Annotated in this window: 15 protein-coding genes; 10 read left to right on the top strand and 5 right to left on the bottom strand. The window is 41.0% G+C overall.

Annotated features, from left to right (window positions below):
• The first annotated feature begins 29 nt into the window (after nt 1-29).
• Both recF and V7K40_RS11535 read left to right on the top strand, forming a co-directional pair.
• On the top strand, nt 30-1151 hold the full coding sequence (recF, locus tag V7K40_RS11540; protein ID WP_334959584.1) for a DNA replication/repair protein RecF: 1122 nt from the start codon (nt 30-32) through the stop codon (nt 1149-1151).
• 743 nt (nt 1152-1894) lie between these two features.
• Complete coding sequence (locus V7K40_RS11535) at nt 1895-3028, top strand: acyltransferase (protein ID WP_334959582.1); 1134 nt, start codon at nt 1895-1897, stop codon at nt 3026-3028.
• Between the two features lie 158 nt (nt 3029-3186).
• On the opposite strand, the gene V7K40_RS11530 is transcribed toward V7K40_RS11535, so the two are convergent.
• Nucleotides 3187-3645 (bottom strand): MgtC/SapB family protein, encoded by a 459-nt coding sequence (locus V7K40_RS11530; RefSeq protein ID WP_334959580.1) that lies wholly within the window; start codon nt 3643-3645, stop codon nt 3187-3189.
• Between the two features lie 760 nt (nt 3646-4405).
• Here V7K40_RS11530 and V7K40_RS11525 point away from each other — a divergent pair.
• Nucleotides 4406-6760: a putative PEP-binding protein gene (locus tag V7K40_RS11525; protein WP_334959578.1), complete on the top strand. Its 2355-nt coding sequence runs from the start codon at nt 4406-4408 to the stop codon at nt 6758-6760.
• Between the two features lie 311 nt (nt 6761-7071).
• Here V7K40_RS11525 and V7K40_RS11520 read toward each other — a convergent pair whose 3' ends face one another.
• Nucleotides 7072-7284, bottom strand: a complete 213-nt coding sequence (locus tag V7K40_RS11520; RefSeq protein ID WP_334959576.1) for a hypothetical protein — start codon at nt 7282-7284, stop codon at nt 7072-7074.
• Nucleotides 7285-7527: 243 nt separating this feature from the next.
• Here V7K40_RS11520 and V7K40_RS11515 point away from each other — a divergent pair, with 243 nt between their 5' ends.
• A complete protein-coding gene (locus V7K40_RS11515; RefSeq protein ID WP_334959574.1) occupies nt 7528-9057 on the top strand; it encodes a hypothetical protein in 1530 nt (509 codons plus the stop codon).
• Between the two features lie 151 nt (nt 9058-9208).
• Here the strand turns inward: V7K40_RS11515 and V7K40_RS11510 are convergent, their stop codons facing one another.
• A complete protein-coding gene (locus tag V7K40_RS11510; RefSeq protein WP_334959572.1) occupies nt 9209-10381 on the bottom strand; it encodes a hypothetical protein in 1173 nt (390 codons plus the stop codon).
• Between the two features lie 262 nt (nt 10382-10643).
• On the opposite strand from V7K40_RS11510, the gene V7K40_RS11505 reads away from it, so the two are divergent.
• Both V7K40_RS11505 and dnaB read left to right on the top strand, forming a co-directional pair.
• Nucleotides 10644-11120 carry a hypothetical protein gene (locus V7K40_RS11505; RefSeq protein ID WP_334959570.1) on the top strand — a complete coding sequence of 159 codons (477 nt, stop codon included), beginning with the start codon at nt 10644-10646 and terminating at the stop codon, nt 11118-11120.
• A gap of 14 nt (nt 11121-11134) precedes the next feature.
• A complete protein-coding gene (gene dnaB, locus V7K40_RS11500; RefSeq protein WP_334959568.1) occupies nt 11135-12667 on the top strand; it encodes a replicative DNA helicase in 1533 nt (510 codons plus the stop codon).
• Nucleotides 12668-12755: 88 nt separating this feature from the next.
• On the opposite strand, the gene V7K40_RS11495 is transcribed toward dnaB, so the two are convergent.
• Complete coding sequence (locus V7K40_RS11495) at nt 12756-13418, bottom strand: DUF1361 domain-containing protein (protein ID WP_334959566.1); 663 nt, start codon at nt 13416-13418, stop codon at nt 12756-12758.
• 472 nt (nt 13419-13890) lie between these two features.
• Complete coding sequence (locus V7K40_RS11490) at nt 13891-14367, bottom strand: hypothetical protein (protein WP_334959564.1); 477 nt, start codon at nt 14365-14367, stop codon at nt 13891-13893.
• A 1102-nt stretch (nt 14368-15469) separates the two neighbouring features.
• On the opposite strand from V7K40_RS11490, the gene V7K40_RS11485 reads away from it, so the two are divergent.
• The 4 genes from V7K40_RS11485 (at nt 15470) to V7K40_RS11470 (ending at nt 21981) form a co-directional block, all read left to right on the top strand.
• Nucleotides 15470-16708 (top strand): glycosyltransferase, encoded by a 1239-nt coding sequence (locus tag V7K40_RS11485; RefSeq protein ID WP_334959562.1) that lies wholly within the window; start codon nt 15470-15472, stop codon nt 16706-16708.
• Nucleotides 16709-16810: 102 nt separating this feature from the next.
• On the top strand, nt 16811-18685 hold the full coding sequence (locus tag V7K40_RS11480) for a glycosyltransferase (protein WP_334959560.1): 1875 nt from the start codon (nt 16811-16813) through the stop codon (nt 18683-18685).
• 75 nt (nt 18686-18760) lie between these two features.
• Complete coding sequence (locus V7K40_RS11475; RefSeq protein ID WP_334959558.1) at nt 18761-19234, top strand: hypothetical protein; 474 nt, start codon at nt 18761-18763, stop codon at nt 19232-19234.
• 218 nt (nt 19235-19452) lie between these two features.
• Nucleotides 19453-21981, top strand: coding sequence for a mannose-1-phosphate guanyltransferase (locus tag V7K40_RS11470; protein WP_334959697.1), 2529 nt, complete (start codon nt 19453-19455; stop codon nt 21979-21981).
• Nucleotides 21982-22047 lie beyond the last annotated feature (66 nt).

The raw sequence follows: 22047 nt of genomic DNA, 5'->3' as shown, positions 1-22047 counted from the left end.
TCTAAAATCCAAAATCTAAAATCGCACTTATGTACCTCAAAACTCTAAACCTCCGACAATTTCGCAATTACCAAGACCAAAAGGTTGAGTTTAATGCTGCCAAAACAATTTTGGTAGGTAATAACGCTCAGGGAAAGTCGAATTTGTTGGAGGCGGTGGAGTTGCTGGCGACATTGCGATCGCACCGAATGACCCGCGATCGCGATTTAGTTCAAGAAGGGGAAGCTATAGCTCAAATTAATGCTACTCTTGAGCGACAAACAGGCGTAAGTGACCTTACCTTAACCTTGCGCCGCAACGGTCGTCGTAGCGTTGCTCTCAATGGTGAATCTATCCGCCGTCAAATGGATTTTCTCGGCGTTGTGAATGCAGTCCAATTTTCCAGCCTGGATTTAGAACTAGTACGCGGCGGCCCAGAAGGTCGCCGCAACTGGTTAGATACACTCTTAATTCAACTCGAACCAGTTTATGCTCACATTTTGCACCAGTATAATCATGTGTTACGCCAGCGCAATGCTTTTTTAAAAAAAACTCAAGACTCAGCACCCAGCAATCAGGATTCAGAACTGGCGGTGTGGGATGCACAGTTAGCCACCACAGGGACACGGGTAATTAGACGACGCGATCGCGCTATACAAAGATTAGCTCCCATTGCTAGTGCTTGGCACGCCAGTATCAGCGGCAGTACAGAAGTTCTACAAATCAAGTACGTGCCTAATATTCCTTTAGAGGATAACCAGCCAGAAGAAGTTCAGCAAGCTTTTTTAGTAAAAATTCAGCAGCGAGCGATCGCTGAAATGCACCAAGGTACTACTCTTGTCGGCCCCCATCGAGACGAAGTAGAATTAACTATTAACCAGACACCCGCTCGTCAATACGGTTCTCAAGGTCAACAACGAACGCTGGTTCTAGCCTTAAAATTAGCAGAATTACAATTAATTGAAGAAGTCGTCAAAGAGCCACCGCTGCTATTACTTGATGATGTTCTTGCCGAGCTCGATCTGTCCCGCCAAAATCAATTGCTTGATGCTATTCAAGACCGCTTTCAGACGCTGATTACTACCACTCATTTGGGTTCTTTTGATTCCCAATGGTTGAAGTCCTCCCAAATTCTTTTTGTGAAAGCAGGAGAAATAATCCCACAGGTCTAATAATTCTGGTTGAAAACCTGTTAGACAAATTCATATTTTTACTCAGCAACGTCAAATTATTTAATATTTTAAAATCTGATAACTACTGATTCAAGAAGACTCATAGTTGCACTTCAGCGCTAATACAAACTTTAGAAATCTGGGTTAGAGGCTGTAATCCTTGTAATTCCCTTTTTCAGTGCCTCATATCCCATATTCAGTAGCTTAGTTGAAAAATTTTAATATTTTTTCTAGCCTAACTAGAACATAAGTAGGTGGGCGTTAAAAAATACAACCAGATTAAGAAATGTAAATTGCTTAAAAGCTTACATTCAAAGCGTTTCTCGTACTTTACATAAATTTACGTAGTTTGGTTTAATTGTGCCTACCTAATTAGATAATAAAAGCATGATCCGCCTACCAATATTGAATTATAGCTGTTTTATCAAAATTCAGGTTTTGACCGAACAACCTATAGGGAGCAAAATTTTAAGTATATATACTTATATTTAATGTTTGTAATAGCTAAATTTTGTCTGGGGTATTGTTGTATAGTAATAATTGTCAAAAAACAACACAATAGACCTCTTGCATAAGTCGGATTCTGCCACGTAATTGCAATGCTTTCAGCCTGTGTTTTGGCATTTATCCAAGAAGTCTAATATGTCTATAAAAATGCGGTAGGTAGATACGATAAGTTACTGGATTCTTTATCTCATCAGCTTTTAAGCCTGTTGTGTCGCACCCTCAAGGAGTAAAGATTCTTGGAAAAATCTTCCCAAGCTTCACCTATAACTAATCCAGATGTTTCGGCTGGTGCAAATTCACATTCAAGATTGTACATACCATCCCTCGATGGAATAAGAACTATTGCTTTCCTAATTGTCTTTGTATTCCATGCAGGACTTAAAAAGCTTGCTCCAGCAGGCTTCGGTGTAACAGTATTTTTCTTTCTCAGTGGCTACTTAATAACAACTCTTCTTAGGCAAGAATACGATCGCTATCAGACTTTTGATTTTAAGCTCTTCTATCTAAGACGAATCCTGCGTATTTGGCCGCCATTTTATCTCGTGCTGGGATTAGGAGCTGGCTTAACCGTCTTAGGATTACTTAAGGGACAAATTGACTTACCGCCCTTCTTGGCTCAGTGTCTGCACTATGGCAACTATTATCGCGTTTTGGTTAGCGAGAATAATGTTACTGTCGGTAGTTGGGTATGTTGGTCTCTAGCTGTCGAAGAGCACTTCTATTTACTTTTTCCACTGCTTTATGTAACTCTACGCCAACTGCATGTAAGTTCACGCAGACAAATGCTAATTTTTTGGGTATTATGTTTAGCTGTCTTACTCTGGCGGTGTGTTTTAACTTATGGTTTTGGAGCATCTTTTGATCGTGCATATTATGGAACAGATACGCGCCTAGATAGTATTTTATTCGGCTGTGCATTGGCAGTAAATGGTAATCCGATGTTGGATGCACAGCACTATTCTAATAAAGTCTGGAAGTATTTCTTCCTGCCGGCAGGACTAATCTTGATTCTTTTCTCATTTATATATCGCTCACCTGATTTTAAACAAACCTTTGGTTTTACCATACAGGGAATTGGATTATACCCAATCTTTATTACTGCTATTCGCTTTCCCAATTGGGGATTATTCGCAGTACTAAATTTAAAGTGGATACGCTTTATTGGTGTACTATCTTACTCACTGTACCTTGTACATGACACTGTGATCTTAGCTGTTGAGATGTATTTACCCCAATTGCATAAAGTTCTCCAAGGAGGAATTTCTCTATTAATTTCTTTTGGATTAGCCTATGTGATTTACCAGTTTATAGAGTTTCCATTGGGACAGCTACGCAAAAAGTTTTCACATAACATGGCACAAAAGACATGAGCTATGCGCGGCTTCGTCTCCCCTTCTCACATTGCCAGAGGCTAGCGCCTGCCGTAGGATGCCCGAACGCAAGAGCGTCTTGTTTGGGAGAAGGGCTGTAGGGAGAAGACCGCGCTGCTTCACCAAATTCCATTATTCCATTATCCAAAATTGATAGACTATGGATGTTTTTCTAACCTTTTAAAAACTTTGAGAACCAGAAAAGTCAGCAAAGCACCAATTAATCCTAACTGCCACAAACCACAGCCAGCAGCAATTCCCAAAGCAGCCGAAACCCAAATAGCTGCTGCTGAGGTGAGTCCGTGAATTTCAGGTTGCTGTGATTTTTGGGAAGATTGGCGGACAATTTCTCCAGCACCAAGAAATCCTACACCGGCTGCAATCCCTTGAATCACGCGGCTGAGTGCATCAGGACTGGACTGTGATCCACCTGTTTGGATAATTATGAGAATAAACATGGCTGAACCTAAACTCACGAGCATATGAGTTCTTAAACCCGCTGGTTTGCGCTTAATTTGGCGTTCTAAGCCGATAATTGCTCCAATAAGTAATGCAATGCATAGCCTGAAGCTGATATTTAGCCAATCATTAGTTGCAAGGTAGTAAGTGTTTGGCAATGCTTAGTTTGGTATAGAGAATTTTATTTATATAATAAATATTAGTACAGCACAGCGAAAATCCAGCTACCATCTCAATTAACAAGACTTGCAGCAAAACCCCTTGTTAAAGGTAGGCAGACTTCGCCAAGCTGTATTAGATTAATTAGTAATATTTTTACAAAAATAGTGCAAAAATATTTTAATCTTTTATTGATGGGGTCTAATTCAACGGGTGTAATTTAATAGCCTATATAATATTTGTATTCTATCAATTTGGGAATAGTTTATTAGGTGCAAATTAATATCTTCCATTATTAAAATAATTTTAACAATAAGATATTATTTTTGTCAATAATAAATGAGGGGTTGCATTCTTAAATTATGACAATGATCATAATTTGGGCAAACGACATGAATTTATCAGTTTATTAAATAGGTTTTGAACTATTGAAAATGACTGAACTATAAAATTCTACCTCAAATTGCTAGATTTAACTCATACACTCAATAATTAGATACTGCCATCTACAACTCGATCAAACAACTAAACCCCCGGTTTCAGGGAAGAGAGGCGAAATCAAGGAAAAAATTTGATTTACAAAGGAGTCGAATTACAGTAATACATTGTGTAAGTAGCAATTAACCACTAATAAGGTCGGCAAATTAAACGTAAATGCTGGAAACTCTTGCTAGTAAGTAGTCAATGGATTTACGGCTGATAATGTACCAAGAGGGAATGGCTGTGATTACAAATAGACAACTGACACTAACAAATTGAGTGGACAAACTCTACTGGCTAGACCAAATTAAACTACAAGACCGCGCCAAAGTAGGTGACAAAGCGTTTTACTTGAGCAGAATCATGCAGCGTGGCTATCCGGTGGTCCCTGGTTTTGTCGTTTCGGCAGAATTTCTGCGACAATTTCTCGAAAATCTCAATAGTTCAGAGTCATTAGTAGCTGATTTACCCCATTCTTCGTTACACCTGGATGTCACTAATTGGCGTCAACTTCAACAGGTGGCTGGTCGCTTGCGCCAAGAAATTCTCACTGCGACTGTGCCACAGCAGTGGGTGAGTACAATTTTCCAAGCAGCTAGAGAATGGCAAACTGCCTGTTTGATTCTTCGACCTACCTTGGCAGTATCGACTGCTACCCCAGGTCTAAAGAATATATCTGGTTTGCTGGAGTCGGTGTTTTGCCAGTGCGAACCAGAAGCGATCGCTTTTGCATTAAAGCGTACCTGGAGCCAGATATTTCGTGCCAGAAGTCTACTATATTGGCAGCACTCAGGAATTAACCTGCAACAAATCAGTTTAGCAGTTTTGGTTCAACCAGTTGAGAATGCGATCGCCAGTGGCTTGCTCAGAGCCAACTCCTCTGGGTGGGAAATTGAAGCTACTTGGGGATTAGGAGTTGCGATCTCTCTTGGCGAAGTCCAGCCAGATGTTTACTACATTCAACAGGCAACTGGGGTTGTGCTTGAGCAACATCTGGGCAATAAAATGCTGGCTTATGGTGTTGATGAGCCTGCCCCTGAAGCTTTTTCGCAACCCGTGCCGAACTCAGTGCTAACGCCAGATCACACTTGTCTAAGTAGCTACGTAATTCAGTCAGCCCAACAAAAACAGTACGCTTTACAAGAAGAATACTTACAACAAATAATTGCTCTGGGAACTCAACTAGTAAGTGAACTAGGTAAAACTTTTACGATTAAATGGACTATCGCCGGGCAAACTACATCTGGCAAGCTCTACATAACACAAGTTAGTTCTCCCCAATCTGTAATTCTCCACGGACACTTTATTAGGGGACTAGGGGCGGCAGGGGGACGGGTTGTGGCAAATGCCCTAGTAATTACTAATCCGCAACACAAACCTGAACAACTACCTGAGGGAGTAATTTTAGTAGTACCAACGATCACACCTGATTGGCTACCATTGCTGCAACAAGTTGCTGGTATTATTACCGAACAAGGCGGATTAACCAGCCACGCTGCAATTCTTGCCAGAGAATTAGGTATCGCAGCAGTAGTGAACGCAACATCTGCTACAAGCTTAATCCAAACTGGTGAACGACTGCTGCTCGATGGCGACAGAGGAGAAGTTTATCAGATCAAAGGAAACTCAAAGGAGGAGATGGAAAGTGGGAGACTGGGAGGAGAAAATTTTATTTCCCCAAACCACCCCAACCCCAAAACATCTCATCCTCCTCTTACTTCTCGTCTACCTATGATTGCTACCCAACTGCTGGTTAACTTGAGTCAGTCGATTTTAATAAAACAAGTGCAAAGCTTTCCTGTGGATGGGGTAGGATTGTTGCGCTCAGAATTAATGGTACTAAATATATTGTCCGGGCAACATCCCAATAGTTGGATTTTAGGCGGGCGTCAGGCAGAATTATTAAAGCTATGGTCTGAGCAGATTATGCAGTTTGCCCGTGCTTTTGCACCAAGACCAGTTTTTTATCGTTCTTTAGATTGGCGATCGCAGGATTTCCCTTCATTGAATGATAATTTACAATCTTCACCCCAATCGATGTTGGGTGAACGTGGCACCTTTAGCTATTTACGAAATCCCGCAGTATTTGAGTTAGAACTGAAAGCTTTAGCGAGTGTACAGCAAGCTGGCTACAGCAATGTCAATCTACTGTTGCCTTTTGTTCGGACTGTAGAAGAGTTTGTTTTTTGCCGTCGCAAAGTTGAGCAAGCTCTTTTAACTGAGGTGTCGCAGTTTCAATTGTGGATGATGGCAGAAGTGCCAAGTGTACTGTTTTTACTGCCAGAATATGTCAAAGCAGGTGCAGCTGGAATTTCTATTGGTACAAACGACCTAACCCAATTACTGCTAGGAGTGGATCGAGAACAAGGACAGTTAGCAAAAGTATTTAATGAACTTCATCCGGCAGTTATCAGGGCGATCGCTCAACTGATCCAAATGGCTAAAAGTGCCGGCATACCTTGTTCAATCTGCGGTCAAGCACCAGCCCTCTATCCAGAAATTATTGATAAGTTAGTGGAATGGGGCATAACTTCCATTTCTGTTGAACCGGAAGCAGTCGAGCGAACATATCAGGCGATCGCTCGTGCTGAACAACGCTTAATTTTAGCAGCTGCACGACGAAAACTTGATTAGTTAGGAGTAATTCAATTTTAGATTTTTCCTTCAATTCACAATTAAAAATCTAAAATTGCTAGAGTTACGTAAAATTTTAAAATGTCTTTGATACTAAACCTACATTCCGCACCCAAAAGTGTCACACATCAAAAAAAATCAAGCCAAATAGTACAAAGAAACTAAAATCCAAGTACTAGAGAAGAAGACTATTGAGAATAGATAGTAAAAATCTCCAAGGGACAGAGATAGGTAGGATGTCAAGTTGTTGATAAGTAAGAAAAATTAATCTCAGTACTCATAAATCTCAGTTTACATAGAAATATATCTATTCAATCAGACTCAGCCTGATAAGCATTCTTATTGATATGGTCATGCAGCTGATCGAGCAATTCAACATCCGCCGATGCAGTGATGTAAGATTTATTCCCCTGCTTGAATGTCTTAATGTCGAGCGCGTCTATCCGGTTGTAAACCGCTTGTTTCCCAAGATTGTACCTATCAAGGAGTGCAGCAACGGGGAACGGATCGATTTCTACTGTCATATATAGTGTCCAGTCTATCCAGTGGACAGTCTATCGCATCAGCTGGCGATGTGCTGAGTATCAAAACTAACCGAAAATTGAGATATGTAGTCAGTTAATTAAGCTCTAAATAAGAAATGCTGGCTGTATCAAAGCGATAAACATCTGACTGTAAGCATTTGGAGGAGCCTGTTATCATTATTACACTAACAACAAGTTGTTTCGTATAATATTAATTAATGTCCAGGAATGCCCACGTAAGAAATGAGTGAACTAATTCTTTATTCCACCTTTGAAGAAATTGCTAGTGAGCTTAATGGGGATCAACTAAATTCCAAGCTCATGGAATTTATTGAGCCTTTGCCAGATATTGAAGCTGAAATTAATGAAATAACTTTATCTATGGGCAATTCTGGAAAAGTTGTTTTCATATTAGGTAAGCCCGGTACAGGTAAATCAACATTTATTCGTTCTTTAAGCTGGAGACCACACATAAATGTTAGAGATATGGTGCAAATTAATGCTAATGAATATACATTTAATGGAAATATTTCTAACTTGTTTTCTAAAATCAAATCCTATGAAACCGAGGCAAGAGATAAAAGGGATAATGGGGTAACTTGCCTCGTTATAAATTATCTCGAATACTTGGACGATTTTGAGGATGGCGATGTTAAGGGGTTCTTCCGAAAGCTCAATGGTCTTTTGAGGAATGCACCAATATTTGTTGTGTGGCCAGCAACCGACGAAACTGATATTTATCGGATGCTTCAACATTCAAAAAGCGTCTCCGGCACTATTTTTTATAGGGAAAAAGAAGTAATAAAGTTTTCAGGCCCTAGTACAAATAAGTTTGCCGACATTGCATTGAGAACAATTTCCGTTCTTAATAATGGTAAAGAGTTGTCCGAGTTTGGTTTAACGTATGATGATTTGACAGAGGTTCGTCAAGAGCTAGAAAAACTTTCAGTAACCGACAGAACCATGCGTGAATATTTGGAAATCTTGAAAGAGAGATGGCGCAAGGTAAGCGATTATCAAATTAAGCTCAGGGCAAATATACCTAAATCAACTGAAATATGGTTTATTTTCTCATATAAGGATGCAGAATCAATAATTGCACAGTTTATACGTAAGAGTAATAGGAACGAAGACAACTGGACTACTATCCATGACAAGTTTTATGAATATATACATGATGGGAATCAACGTGGCTCTATCTGGAATGCAAAAAGACTTCAATTGGCATTATATGGAGCTTTGAAAACAAGAGTTTTGTTTTTACCTACCAATGCATTAATTTCTTGTGTAGCATCTTATTCTAAGAATGCAGAGCTAATAAATTTATTTGATAAAGCAGGTATGCCACAAGGCTGGAAAGATAAGTCTAAAGCCAGGCGTTCTTTGATGAAAACCCCTGTCTACAAGCAACTTATCGGTGAGACATTTCAGGTTGGCATGAGAAGGGGTAAACCAGCAGCAGATGCTCTTGCTACAGCAGAACCAGTATTTTCTGAAATGGTGAAGTGGGTTAGTGGAGCAGGAACTGACAAAGAAATAAATAAATGTTTAGCACAAGCTATTACAGATTGTGGAGCTACCAAAGCAAATAGCGACACTCAACATCCGTGGATTTCTAATATTATACCTGATATCTTTATTGATTTACCACACAAACAAATTTGTATAGAATGCCATTACACCAATAGAGATGAGCCTGGCATTGTTGCTGACTATGTGCTTAAAAAGTTGAATATATACATGAATCAGCTTGATACTTTAATTAAGGTCTAATACGATTGCTGGTGTAGTGACAGTGTGATCAGAGGCGATCCCTAATAAGAGTGCTGCTTCCTCTCTCACAGGGATGTTGCCAAACTAACTTTTCACGAATGATTTAGGATTGCTATAGCAGATTCAACTTTATACAACACCGCGAAAATGTTCAATATCGGTAAATTGCCGCAACAGGTGTGCTATATGGAATCTGTTCTGGGGGAACAGCGTAAACTGTGCCACCGTTTAATAATGTATGAACAGCAACAAAATCTAACAAATCTTCATCACCAGTTTCTTTTTCTGGGTGCAAATAAACCGTTTCTGAGGCTGGATCGAATAAACCCCACTGTTGCCGACCAACTGCAACTAATAATGAATCCACTCGTTGGTAATAAGCCGCTGAGACAATTTCTTGGAGGTTGTTAGATGCCTTACCAGTATCACCACCAAACAATTGGTGAAATTGTTCCAAAAATCCTTGCTGGGACTTCTGGAAATCAGCTTCGACAATTGGCCAAGTTTCATTATGTAACTCTTGAGCGCTAAGAATTTCTGGATTACCAGTGATAGCTTCATCCATCAAATGCTGGTAAGTATTTGCCTGTCTATATAGGGGCAAGAGATATTCTACTCCAGCCACTACCAAAGGGGCTTTTTGCTCTCGCAGTTTTTCGTGCAATGCGCCATCAATGATCTGAAAGAATTGTACTATGTCTTCTTGGTGTTTATCCCTGTCAGGGCTTCCTTGCCCGTGAAACGCGCCTGGCTGTGAAAAAGAATTGGCGGTTCCCCCTTTTGATGTTGCGATGCGGAACTGACCCTCTTTGGCAGTATCGTCTTTTTGCAGAGCTTCATCTAAACTTTTAGGGAGATTTTCTACTTCCACCTCATTGACGCTGTAGCGTGTTCCTTCAAAGAACCTGACAGCTTTTTGGCTCAAAGCCAGCATATAGAAACGACCATTACCATTTAAAATTGGCAGCAGTGGCTTGATGTGAAATCGGTCTGTAACCACGACCAATTCTTGAAAATCAATTGGCAGGGTATAATAGCGAAAAATATTTTCAGAAATAAAAATCGCTAGCCCTTGCTCTCCCATTTGCTCCCAAAACTCTTGGGTATCGATTTCATGGGATTTTTCCAACAATGCGATCGCTTCTTTCTGTTCCAAACCCGCATCAATTAAACGAGTCTCCGCTTCCTTGACCAAATTTTTAAAGCGAATTGGGTCTTGTCGCATTTCTGGCCCCGCTGGGTGCGTTGGCATATAAATTGAAACACAATTTCCTTTTGGCTGCTCTATTAATGTCTTTATTTCCTCTCTAGAGATTAATTGCATATCCCCTCCTATTAACGTGATTACATACTCACATACATTAAACCAGACCATGGATATTCAATGATCTGATAGGACGTTATTCTCTGATGGTGGCGGCGGTTGAAGTCCAACCGTTTGCTTCTAAGTTTATTTCACCTCAAAAATGGTTTAGTTACATCTTTCTTTTGATAAAACATTACCCATTGTATACACTATCCTTTAGATGGAGAAATAGGTGGCTCCAGAAGAATTATGAGGTCAATTGTTGGGAGGTTGGTTAGGTATGGGGTTTTGGGAGGAAGACTCAATAGAGTACGAGATATTCAAGCAATACGAATATGCATTATCTGCAATTGGTATAGATTTTGGCAGGGAAGACGTGCAGGATATCTTAGAAGTATGTTGTTTTGGACTCGAAGATGCTTTAAAAGCCGTTATTGCCTATTGGATTTGGTTGCAGCAGCAAGAAAAACCAATGGAATATCCTAGCGCTGTATTAATCCGCGCACTTAACGAACAATGGAAACCAAAAAATTGGCGTGATGAATGGCTTGGTTTACCCCAACTGCAATCTCAAGGGCAAAGATGGTATGAGAGTGCTGCCAAGATTTGGGGTTATGATCTGCGTAATCAAACTGTTGCAAATATTGCTAATAACCGAGGGAAAGAGTACATTGTATTCACTAACAGTAAAGAATTGCTGGTAGAGACTGCATGGCGTTGGGAATGGGAACGAGTACTTAACTACGCAAGCACTTGATAAATAAATATTTTATGTCACTAAACTACTACGAATATATAGATTCTCAGAATTGGCAGGAAGTCCGAAAACTTGCATTACAACGATCTGGGCGTAAATGTCAAATTTGTGGAGCAGGAAATGATTTGGATGTTCATCATAATTCCTACGATAATCTCGGAAATGAACGGGACCATTTAGAAGATTTAGTAGTGCTGTGTTCTGATCATCATCAACTCTATCATGATTCATTAGCTGAGGTTCAGAGGCTTGCAGACCAAAGATTGGAAGAAAGACTACTTGGAGCTTTACTCCAGCAAAATCCTGCTTTTATTAAAAGCTTATCTGATTTACCTCCTGATATTTTTACATCTAATTTGAGAAGAGAAGTTTTTAATTACTTATGTTATAGAGCTAATCAGGAAAAAGCGATTGATTCAGTAATCATAGCTGGCTATTTAGCCCAGTCTAAAGTTTTGGAAGCAGAAGAAGCTGAAAAATTGCTAAATAATTGGGTTAGTTCTTGCCCTAATTTACAGAATGCCGAAAGTTATGCAAAAGAACTATATGACTTATATCTGCGCCGACAAATTCAACAGTTACCTGCTAAAATTACACGACTTAATCGAAACTACCAGCGACCTGTTATCGAATTAATCAATACTATACAGGCATCTATTCAGGTAATTGCTAACAAAAGTGACACAAATCAACTAATTCATATATCAGATATAATAATCCAAACATTTCAAAATATAGAAGAAAGATATCAAGGTATAACATTATCTGGCATTCCTTGTGGATTTTATGAATTAGATGCAATGACTAGCGGATTTCAGCACTCTGATTTAATTATTGTGGCTGGACGCCCGTCTATGGGTAAGTCTGCCTTCTGCTTAGATATTGCTTCCAATATCGCTAGTTCTTATAAATTACCAGTTTGTATTTTTAGTTTAGAGATGTCGAAAGAGCAAGTTGTCTCACGCTTATTATCAGCAGAAGCAAAAATTGAAAGTAGATACTTGCGGACAGGTCGCATCAGTAATAGTCAATGGGAACCCCTCTCACGTGCTATAGGAATCTTGACTCAACTTCCAATTTATATTGATGACCGTCCAAATCTTAGTGTTGCTAAAATTCAGTCTAAAGCCCGCCAAGTTATGCTCGAACACGAGAGTTTGTTAGGGTTAATTGTGATTGATTATATACAGTTATTGACAGGAGACAATGATGAAAATCGCGCGCGGGAGTTAGCAAAGATTACACGTTCTCTAAAAGGACTAGCCAAAGAACTCAATGTTCCTGTAATTGTATTATCTCAACTTAACCGAAGTGTTGAGTCTCGAACTAATAAACGACCAATGCTGTCAGACCTAAAAGAGTCAGGTTCTATTGAGGAAGATGCTGATTTAGTAATCATGCTTTACCGCGATGAATATTATAGTTCAGATTCTCCCGATCAAGGTATTGCAGAAGTCATTTTAGCTAAACACCGCAACGACCCCACAGGAACAATTAAGCTTTTGTTCGATACACAGTTTGCTTGCTTCAAGAACCTCAAGTTTTAAAGCATTAAGCTACGCCCATGAGGGGCGTAGTAATTCACATTGTGTTTTATAAATAATAGAAGTTGAGATTTTGATGAAAAGCCTTCACTCATCGAGCATTTGGGGTGTTAGTATCGGCTGATTGTGTCTTGATAGGATATGGATTTTTTGGTTGCCTGACAAAACCTAAAGTTACTCGTTTCATAATCCAGTACAAACCCGCAAGTACCACAAAGGTGATAACAATAATTACTAAAGGCTGTTTCCCAAGAATTTCTTCTACTCCTTTGGTTAGTACGGCATCAGGTTGAGTAATAAAATCCCAGCTATTGAAACGCAAAAATCGCCCCCAATAAACACCAACAGCGCAGAGAAAATGTGTGATCAACTCAAAGCGCCAAATCCATTGGCTTTTGCCAATGCGATGTAAGTAGTAACCCCAATTGATTAACGAGATTACATAAGCTTCAAATCCACCTAAAATTACTAACAAATACACAGGAATGAGTACCAAAGTAATCATCCAAATCGATTGAATCGTGCGGATATCGTCTATCAGGTGAATTACATCAGTCAATAAATACGGTGCATTCGGTAAGAAAGCATAGAAAACTAAGAATCCTAGCCACCAAAGCCAAGTGCCACCACGCTTGATGCGAAATAGCCACACACTCAAAGCTAAAGGTATAAAAGCCAGAAATAAATTCCAAGTCATCCAACTCATATTAATTCGCAAGACCTGCACAACTCTGGCTATCAATTCTTCTTTCATAGGTGCTAACTCAGAAGACGTTTGATTGATCTAGATTCACTCTGTAGTGTTAGTATTAACCTCAGTGATTGACTGATGAAATTTTTCTACCCCCAAGAAATTTATTTCCTTCAAGACCAGACAAGGCTTTTGTGTCATTTGAAAGAAAATGCACACTGATATGATATATGTATGAAATTTCGAGTTTTTATATCTTTCATATTGGGGGATGAAATTTATCAATCAATCAGCTTAAATCACTAGTATAGCCAGAAAAATCATCAGGGTAAAATTTACCACAGAAAGAAAGTCTGAGCTACAAAAACGCCGCACAATAACTGACTGTGGACTTTTTTATGGGAATGTTACCCCTGTCCTGGCTATTATATTGATTTTATTTTGCCCTACTCGAGTTCCAGAAGCATCCTAAAGCTTTTGCCAAGAGACTGAGAATAATCCTATAATCCCTTGAGAACGAATTCACCAAATTGGATTATTCTGGCTGGCTACAATACTTATTCATCTCATTCACTAAGGTATCGGACTGCTTGCCAACAGTTGTAGCTGCTGTCAGTGCTGAATCAATTTCGGCTCTGGCCTTTTCAATTTTTTCTCTACCCGATGCTGAGGCTTCTGCTGTTTTAGTCGCACCAAGTGCCCTAGCTGCTTTGGCGATCGCTTCACTGAGATTCTGAAAAATTTTGACAAAACTGCTTTGAAATTCTTTCAGCTTGGGGTCTGTTAACTTCAGTTCCCCAATCGATTTAGTTACAAATTCTAAATCTTTAGACAGTTGTAAGCTAGTGATCACTTGGGTTCCTTTATTTTTATCAATCAAAGAAGTTCCAGCATTCACAACTCGAATCAGTCGCTGGCACTGGGAGACTTTATTTCCGTTACAACTAGTAATGAACAAAGCAATGCTCAGGCTAACAAAAGCAATAACAGTATATTTATGTGAAATAGACATTAACACCCCAACAGCAATAAAATCCAGAATATAGTATCCAGTATTATGAGTAAAAAAGTAACTAAGTAGAGGGATTAGGCATTGGGCATGGGTTATTTCCCTCATCTCCCTCATCTCTTCTATCTCCCCCTACTCCCCACTCCCCCCTCATCTGCGATCACCAATCTATCGGTAAACCCAACTGGTCTAAAGTAGCACTATCTTGTAAAAGTGGTTAAATATTGCTGTTTATTTGAATGCTGACCACCAGACACTACCAAAGCGCGTTGAACCACATCTGCCTTAGAGGATGTTTTAAAAGTTCTCTAAGCGAAAAGCAAAAGGTTTTAGATCCCCCTTAATCCACGCCACTTGCTTCTCCCTATAGCCCTTCTCAAGATAGGAGACGCACTCGCGTTCGGGCATCCTACCGCAGGCGTTAGTCTTTCCCAATGTTGAGAAGGGACAGCCCTGCGTCCTTGGTGGTTCCAAGAGTTGTAGCAAGTGGCATGAGACGCTGCGTCAACAAGTCGGGCATTACCCACCCAACGCAGTGGCTACCCATAAGCGACTGGCGTGGGTTAGGGGAGATCAATAAGTGCCTAAAATCACGGGCAGATACTTTTCAAATAACCTCTTAGTAGGGGCGCAAAGTCTTGCGCCCCAAAAGTGCGAGTCTTTTAGTGATTTCACCCACTATTACTACATTTTTCATTTAGTCGTAATCACTACTTTATATTTATTTCTCTATTTTCTCACTAATGATTTTGGATTGGTATATTAGCTTTACTAAATACTAAAAAATCTTCACATAATCTTGATAAACTGTATTTTTGCTGATTTAGCTGACTTAATGGTACAGTATTAATGAGTTTTTTGTATAAAAAGATTCTATGAAATTTGAAATTTTACTATGAAAACGAGTAGTTAAATTTAAAGTTTAGATGAAGTTTAGCTAAATATTTTAAATTGAGGTATTGGAATTACTAAACTTTTCAAAACAGCTAACTGTAACAAAAGTATTCATTAAATTTTGACTAACCAGGTTTAGTCAAGAAAGCCAGCAGATGTTTGGCTTGATTTCCCTCGGTCTTTACACATCCTCGTTCTGTAATGTGAAATTATGAAGACAAACTCATCCAACTCGCTGTTAACAGTACCAACTGGGCCACTAAAGATTTCAGAGTTGCCCCCTAACGGTGTGGATACAAGTAGTGAATCTACCCATCTTTCCCTAGTAATTCCTACTTACAAAGAGCGTGACAACATTAAGAATGTGGTCAGCATATTGAGTCAGTTACTGGATGAATCTATTCCAGGAAAGTATGAATTGATTGTGGTAGACGATGATAGCCCAGACCGAACTTGGGAAGTAGCAGAATCCTTGACGAAAGAATACCCACAGTTGCGGGTGATGCGACGCCAACAGGAACGGGGGCTGTCCTCAGCAGTGATTCGTGGGTGGCAAGCAGCTACGGGGAGTGTGTTGGGGGTGATTGATGGAGATTTGCAGCATCCACCAGAGGTGCTGATGCAACTATTGCGTAGTATTGAGCAGGGAGCAGATATAGCAGTAGCCAGCCGTCATGTAGAAGGAGGCGGTGTAAGTAGCTGGAGTGTTGTCAGGCGTTTCTTGTCTCGTGGCGCTCAGTTGTTAGGCTTAGTGATTTTACCAGGGGTACTGGGCAGAGTTTCCGACCCCATGAGTGGTTATTTTATGGTACGTCGAAGTGCGATCGCAAATGCAACACTCAATCCAGTCGGATACAAAATTCTCCTAGAAGTAATCGGGCGGGGAAAGGTAAACCAAGTTGCCGAAGTTGGGTATGTGTTCTGCGAACGCAAAGAGGGTGAGAGTAAGGTGACATGGAAGCAATATGTAGATTACATCCACCACTTAGTGCGGTTGCGGCTTTCCACAGGGCGAGTTGGACGATTGAGTAGAAAAGTCAATTTCCCCGTTGGTCGATTCCTCCGCTTTGGGTTGGTTGGCTTTAGTGGTGTGTTTGTGGATTTAACGGTGTTTTACTTGCTGCGTACTGTGATTCATTTAGGTTTAACTCGCAGTACGATTCTTTCGGCCGGAGTGGCAATCATAAATAATTTTCTATGGAATGATTTATGGACTTTTGGTGATATTTCTCGGAGGCAACGTGATCCCCATCAACGTTTCAAGCGATTCTTGAAGTTCACTGTGATCTGTTTGGCAGGAGTTATATTACAAGCTCTAATAATTAACTTTCTCTATAATGTCTTGGGGATAAATCAGTATTTAGCTAAGTTGATAGCGATCGCAGTTGCTACTATCTGGAATTTTTGGATTAATTTGAAACTTAGCTGGCGCGTCACCGACGTGAAATAATCACAACGAGGGATTTGAGATTTTGATTTTTGTTTTTAGACTTTAGAACGAACTTAAATCTCAAACGTCAAATCTACAAATCCATTCCTGTGAGGATCAGCAATGAGAGTTTTTTTCCAAGGTGCATTTGATTTTTACAGAAAAATTATCTCGTTGCTACCTGTCTATGCTACCCATTTCCTGTCTCTAGCAGATACAAACTCTGGCTTACAACACAAGCATTGGCATCATTGGCAGACTCGCCTCCCTCCTTCCTGGCTTCACCCCTTGCTGAACTTGATGTGGTTAATCATCGGCATCAACTTGCGCCTAGCCAACTTGACTGCAAAGCCTCCTTGGACTGATGAGTTTTCAACGCTGGTGTTTAGCTTGGGGAATACTTTTTTATCAGTACCCCTAGATCAAGCGATCGCACCTGATATCCTGTTACAACCACTGCAACCAAACCCAGCAGCTAGTATTGGTGATGTCATTCATAACTTAGTTACACAAGATAACCATCCACCACTGTATTTTGTGCTGGCTTACTTGTGGATGAAATTATTTAAGAGCGAAGGAGGATTAGTATCGCTGTTTGCGGCGCGATCGCTACCAGCTATAATCGGTGCTGCCTCCATTCCATGTATTTACATATTAGGTAAACTAGCGTTTCGTTCGCCATTAGTGGGACACTTGGCTGCTGCCATGATGGCAGTATCACCCTACGGCATCTTTTTAGCACAAGAAGCACGCCAATACAGTTTGGCAGCCTTATGGGTAACTGCTTCCCTTACCTGCTTAGTAATTGCCACCCGTCATATTCAAAACCGCACACCTTTACCGATCTGGATAGCACTTCTCTGGGTAGGAATTAATGCTTTAGGTGTTGCTACTCATTACTTCTTCACTCTCACCCTCTGCACAGAAGGTGTAGTTTTGATTTTTCTTGCTTGGCATCAATTGCAGACTAGCAGCAAATATTCTCTTTTATTCTCTCCTCCCTGGCGGCGCATCTATGCCGTTGCTACAGGTACAATTGTTGCGAGTTTAATTTGGCTACCAATCTTTTTACAAAATAGAAATCGTGATAATTTGACCGAGTGGATTCGAGGTTCTCGCGTCGGACTAGATTGGTTCAGCCCAATTTTTCAAGCTTTAGGAACATTGATTGCAATGATTTCCCTCCTCCCGGTTGAATCTTCACAGCTATTGGTTGTGATTCCTTCTGGACTGGTAATGTTGACTTTCTTTATTTGGGCAGTACCAATTTTGCTGCGTGGAATCAAGATTCAACTACAGCAACCAAAAAGCCGGATTATGATTCAGGTGTTTGCTGGAGTCGTTATCAGTGCGATCGCTTTATTTTTTATCTTTACGTACTTTTTGGGGATTGACCTGACCAGGGGTGCTCGCTATAACTTTGTTTACTTTCCCGCCATTGTTATTTTACTAGGGGCAAGTCTCGCTGTTTGTTGGCATCCTCCCAAGAAATTGATGGAAAGAGAACAAGGGAAAAATGGCATAAAACGCATAGGTAAATGGGGAATAAACGGGAAAAAAGCCGTGATGTTAATTTGGTTAATGGGATTTTTTAGTGCAGTAACAGTATTCTGTAATCTTGGCTATCAAAAATATTATCGCCCTGACCTTTTTGTGCAACTAATCCAACAAATATCCCCAGTGCCAGTACTGATTGCCACTACCCACAAAACTTATGTACACACTGGGGAAATGATGGGAGTAGCTAGGGAGATTAAACTTGCCAATTTACCTCAAAAACCTTTGTTTCTTCTTGCCCATCAAGACCAAGACCCGAATACTTCCACCATTGCTCTGGAAAATACTTTAAAGAAATTACCACGACCTTTTGACTTGTGGCTAGTAAACTTTCACGCCCCCGTAGCAGAAACCGTCAAAACATGCGTTAAGTCTAATACTCAATCTTTGCCAAACATAAACGGCTACGAATATGAACTTTATCATTGCCAGCAGAGTTAATAAGCTGGGGAATGGGGAATGAATGAGCAGGGGAAGCAGGGGAGGCAGGGGAGGCATGGGGAGAGTTAGAATCTGGTGCATCCACCTTTGAACTGGATTCATCCACCTCGGATACTCGTTCATCCACCTTTGATACTCGTTCATCCACCTTTGAACTGGATTCATCCACCTCGGATACTCATTCATCCACCTTTGATACTCGTTGATCCACCTTTGATACTCGTTCATCCACCTTTGATACTCGTTGATCCACCTTTGATACTCGTTGATCCACCTTTGATACTCGTTGATCCACCTTTGATACTCGTTCATCCACCTTCGATACTCGTTCATCCACCTTCGATACTCGTTCATCCACCTTCGATACTCGTTCATCCACCTTTGAACTGGATTCATCCACCTCAGAACCTTAAAGCTTCCAATGCCCGATACTTCGGCTCCTTTACCTCGGCTTCGCCCAACTCTTGGAGAGGCTGCGCCCTAAGCGTAGCTATGCCGCAGGCTTTACGACGCCGGCTCCATGTCCGCAAGCCGAGATGCTCAGGCTAAACTCGGCACAAGTCGGCTTCTCTACGAGACGCTGCGCGAACACTCAAGGCAAGAAGCTGCTCAGTACAAGTGCCCGATGCCCAATGACCCCAATCTAGATGCATCTTGTGGAAGTTCCTCAAATATCAAGATCCATAGCAAACTAAAGAAGGAAGAACAAAACATATCTTATGGGTCTTGAAGCAGCCAAGGCTGTAAATAGCGAAGAAGGAGGATTTATGCGTGCAGTACTAATGGCAGGCGGTTCGGGAACGCGGCTTCGCCCGTTAACTTGCGATCTCCCCAAACCGATGGTGCCCATTCTAAATCGACCAATTGCCGAACATATTATCAATCTTCTCAAACGACATCAAATTACAGAAGTTATTGCAACATTGCATTATTTACCTGATGTCTTGCGAGACTATTTTCAAGATGGCAGCGATTTTGGTGTCCAGATGACCTATGCTGTCGAAGAAGATCAGCCTTTGGGTACAGCAGGCTGTGTGAAAAACATTGCCGAACTCCTTGATGAAACCTTTTTAGTCATTAGCGGTGATAGCATAACAGATTTTGACCTCACGGCAGCGATCGCATTTCACAAACAAAAAAAGTCAAAAGCTACTTTGATTTTAACCAGAGTTCCCAACCCAATTGAATTTGGGGTGGTGATTACCGATGAGGAAACACGGATTCGGCGATTTTTAGAAAAACCCTCTAGTAGTGAAATTTTTTCCGATACCGTCAACACTGGCACTTACATTCTTGAACCAGAAGTTTTGGAATATCTGCCAGCAAACACTGAATCTGACTTTTCCAAAGACTTATTCCCCTTATTATTAGCAAAAGATGAGCCAATGTATGGTTACATTGCTCAAGGTTACTGGTGTGATGTTGGTCACTTAGAAGCCTATCGTGAGGCTCAGTATGACGCCTTAGATCAGAAAGTGCAACTGGATTATGCCTATAAAGAAGTTTCCCCTAAACTATGGGTGGGTCAAAATACTTACATCGACCAAACGGCTGTGATTCAAACCCCAGCAGTGATTGGTGATAATTGCCGCATCGGGGCAAGAGTACATATTGAGCCAGGAACCGTAATTGGTGATAATGTCACTATTGGCACTGATGCTAATCTCAAACGTCCCATAGTGTGGAATGGGGCATTCATTGGCGAGGAAGCAGCTCTTTCTGCCTGTGTGATTTCCCGTGGGACTCGTGTAGACCGCCGCGCCCAAGTATTAGAAGCTGCTGTTGTCGGTTCGCTCTCTACGGTGGGAGAAGAAGCCCAAATTAGCCCTGGCGTCCGTGTTTGGCCCAGTAAAAAGATTGAGTCAGGAGCAATTTTAAACATTAACTTGATTTGGGGAAACACCGCCCAACGGAATTTATTTGGGCAACGTGGTGTGCAAGGATTAGCTAATATCGACCTCACCCCAGAATTTGCCGTGAAATTGGGAGCTGCTTACGGTTCTACTTTGAAACCTGGTTCTAAGGTAACGGTTTCTCGTGATCAGCGTAATGTCTCTCGGATGGTGACGCGATCACTGATTGCTGGTTTGATGTCAGTAGGTATTGATATTCAAAACCTCGATGCTACAGCTATCCCCATCACCCGCACGATTATACCCACAATGTCGGTAGCTGGTGGTATCCATGTGCGGGTACACCCTGATCGTCCTGACTACATTTTGATTGAATTCATGGATGCTAAGGGGATTAATATTTCCAAAGCCCTAGAAAAGAAAATTGAAGGGGCTTACTTTAAGGAGGATATGCGACGGGCGCTAATTCATGAAATTGGCGATGTATCTTACCCCAGCCAAGTCATTGACCGCTACTGCACTGCGTTTGAGAAGCTTTTACATGTTGCTACACTCCGCAACAGCCGCGCAAAAGTGGTGATTGACTATGTTTATGCCGTATCGGGGGCAGTTTTACCCCAAATGTTGGATAAATTTGGTGCTGATGCGGTGGTGCTGAATGCCAGTGTAAATAAAACGGCGATGTCAGTAACTGACCGAGAAGGACTGCTGACTCAGTTAGGTCATGTAGTCGAGGCATTGAAAGCTAACTTTGGTGTGCAAGTTACGGCTAATGGAGAACAGCTGATTTTAGTTGATGAATCAGGCTTCCCAATTCGTGGGGAAACTTTAACAGCACTGATGGTAGACATGATTCTGACGGCTAACCCCAGAGGAACAGTAGTAGTGCCAGTTCATGCTTCCAGTGCTATTGAACAAGTCGCCCGTCGCCACGATGGCAGAGTGATTCGCACCAAAGCCAACCCTACAGCTTTGATGGAAGCTTGTCAGAAAAATCCGAATGTGGTGTTAGGAGGTAGTGGAGAAACTGGTTTTATTTTCCCACAACTGCATCCAGGATTTGATGCCATGTTCTGCATTGCTAAGATAATTGAGATGTTGACTATCCAGGAGCGATCGCTCGCTGCTGCTCGGTCAGAATTGCCCCGTGTAATTCACAAAACTTATACAATCCGTTGCCCGTGGACAGCCAAGGGTGCTTTGATGCGTTACTTAGTGGAAACTCACCCAGCCCAAAACCTAGAACTCATCGATGGAGTGAAAATTTGTCAACCCTACGATGACAGTTGGCTGTTAGTTTTACCAGATGCCAGCGAACCACTGGTGCATTTGTATGCAAATAGCAACGATCGCGATTGGGTAGATGAGACTGTAAGAAACTACCGTAGCCGTGTTCAGGCGTTTGTAGAAAGACAACAAGAATATCAACCCGCCGAAGTGTAATTTGTAATTCTGAATTTCTAATTTCTAATTTGTAATTGAATTCTTTTGTTACGAATTACGAATTAT

It is taken from the genome of Nostoc sp., assembly GCF_036917195.1.
In the GTDB taxonomy this organism is placed as follows: Bacteria; Cyanobacteriota; Cyanobacteriia; order Cyanobacteriales; family Nostocaceae; genus Nostoc.
The sequence above is the reverse complement of the archived record's forward strand: the minus strand, read 5'-3'. Positions and strand labels throughout refer to the sequence as shown.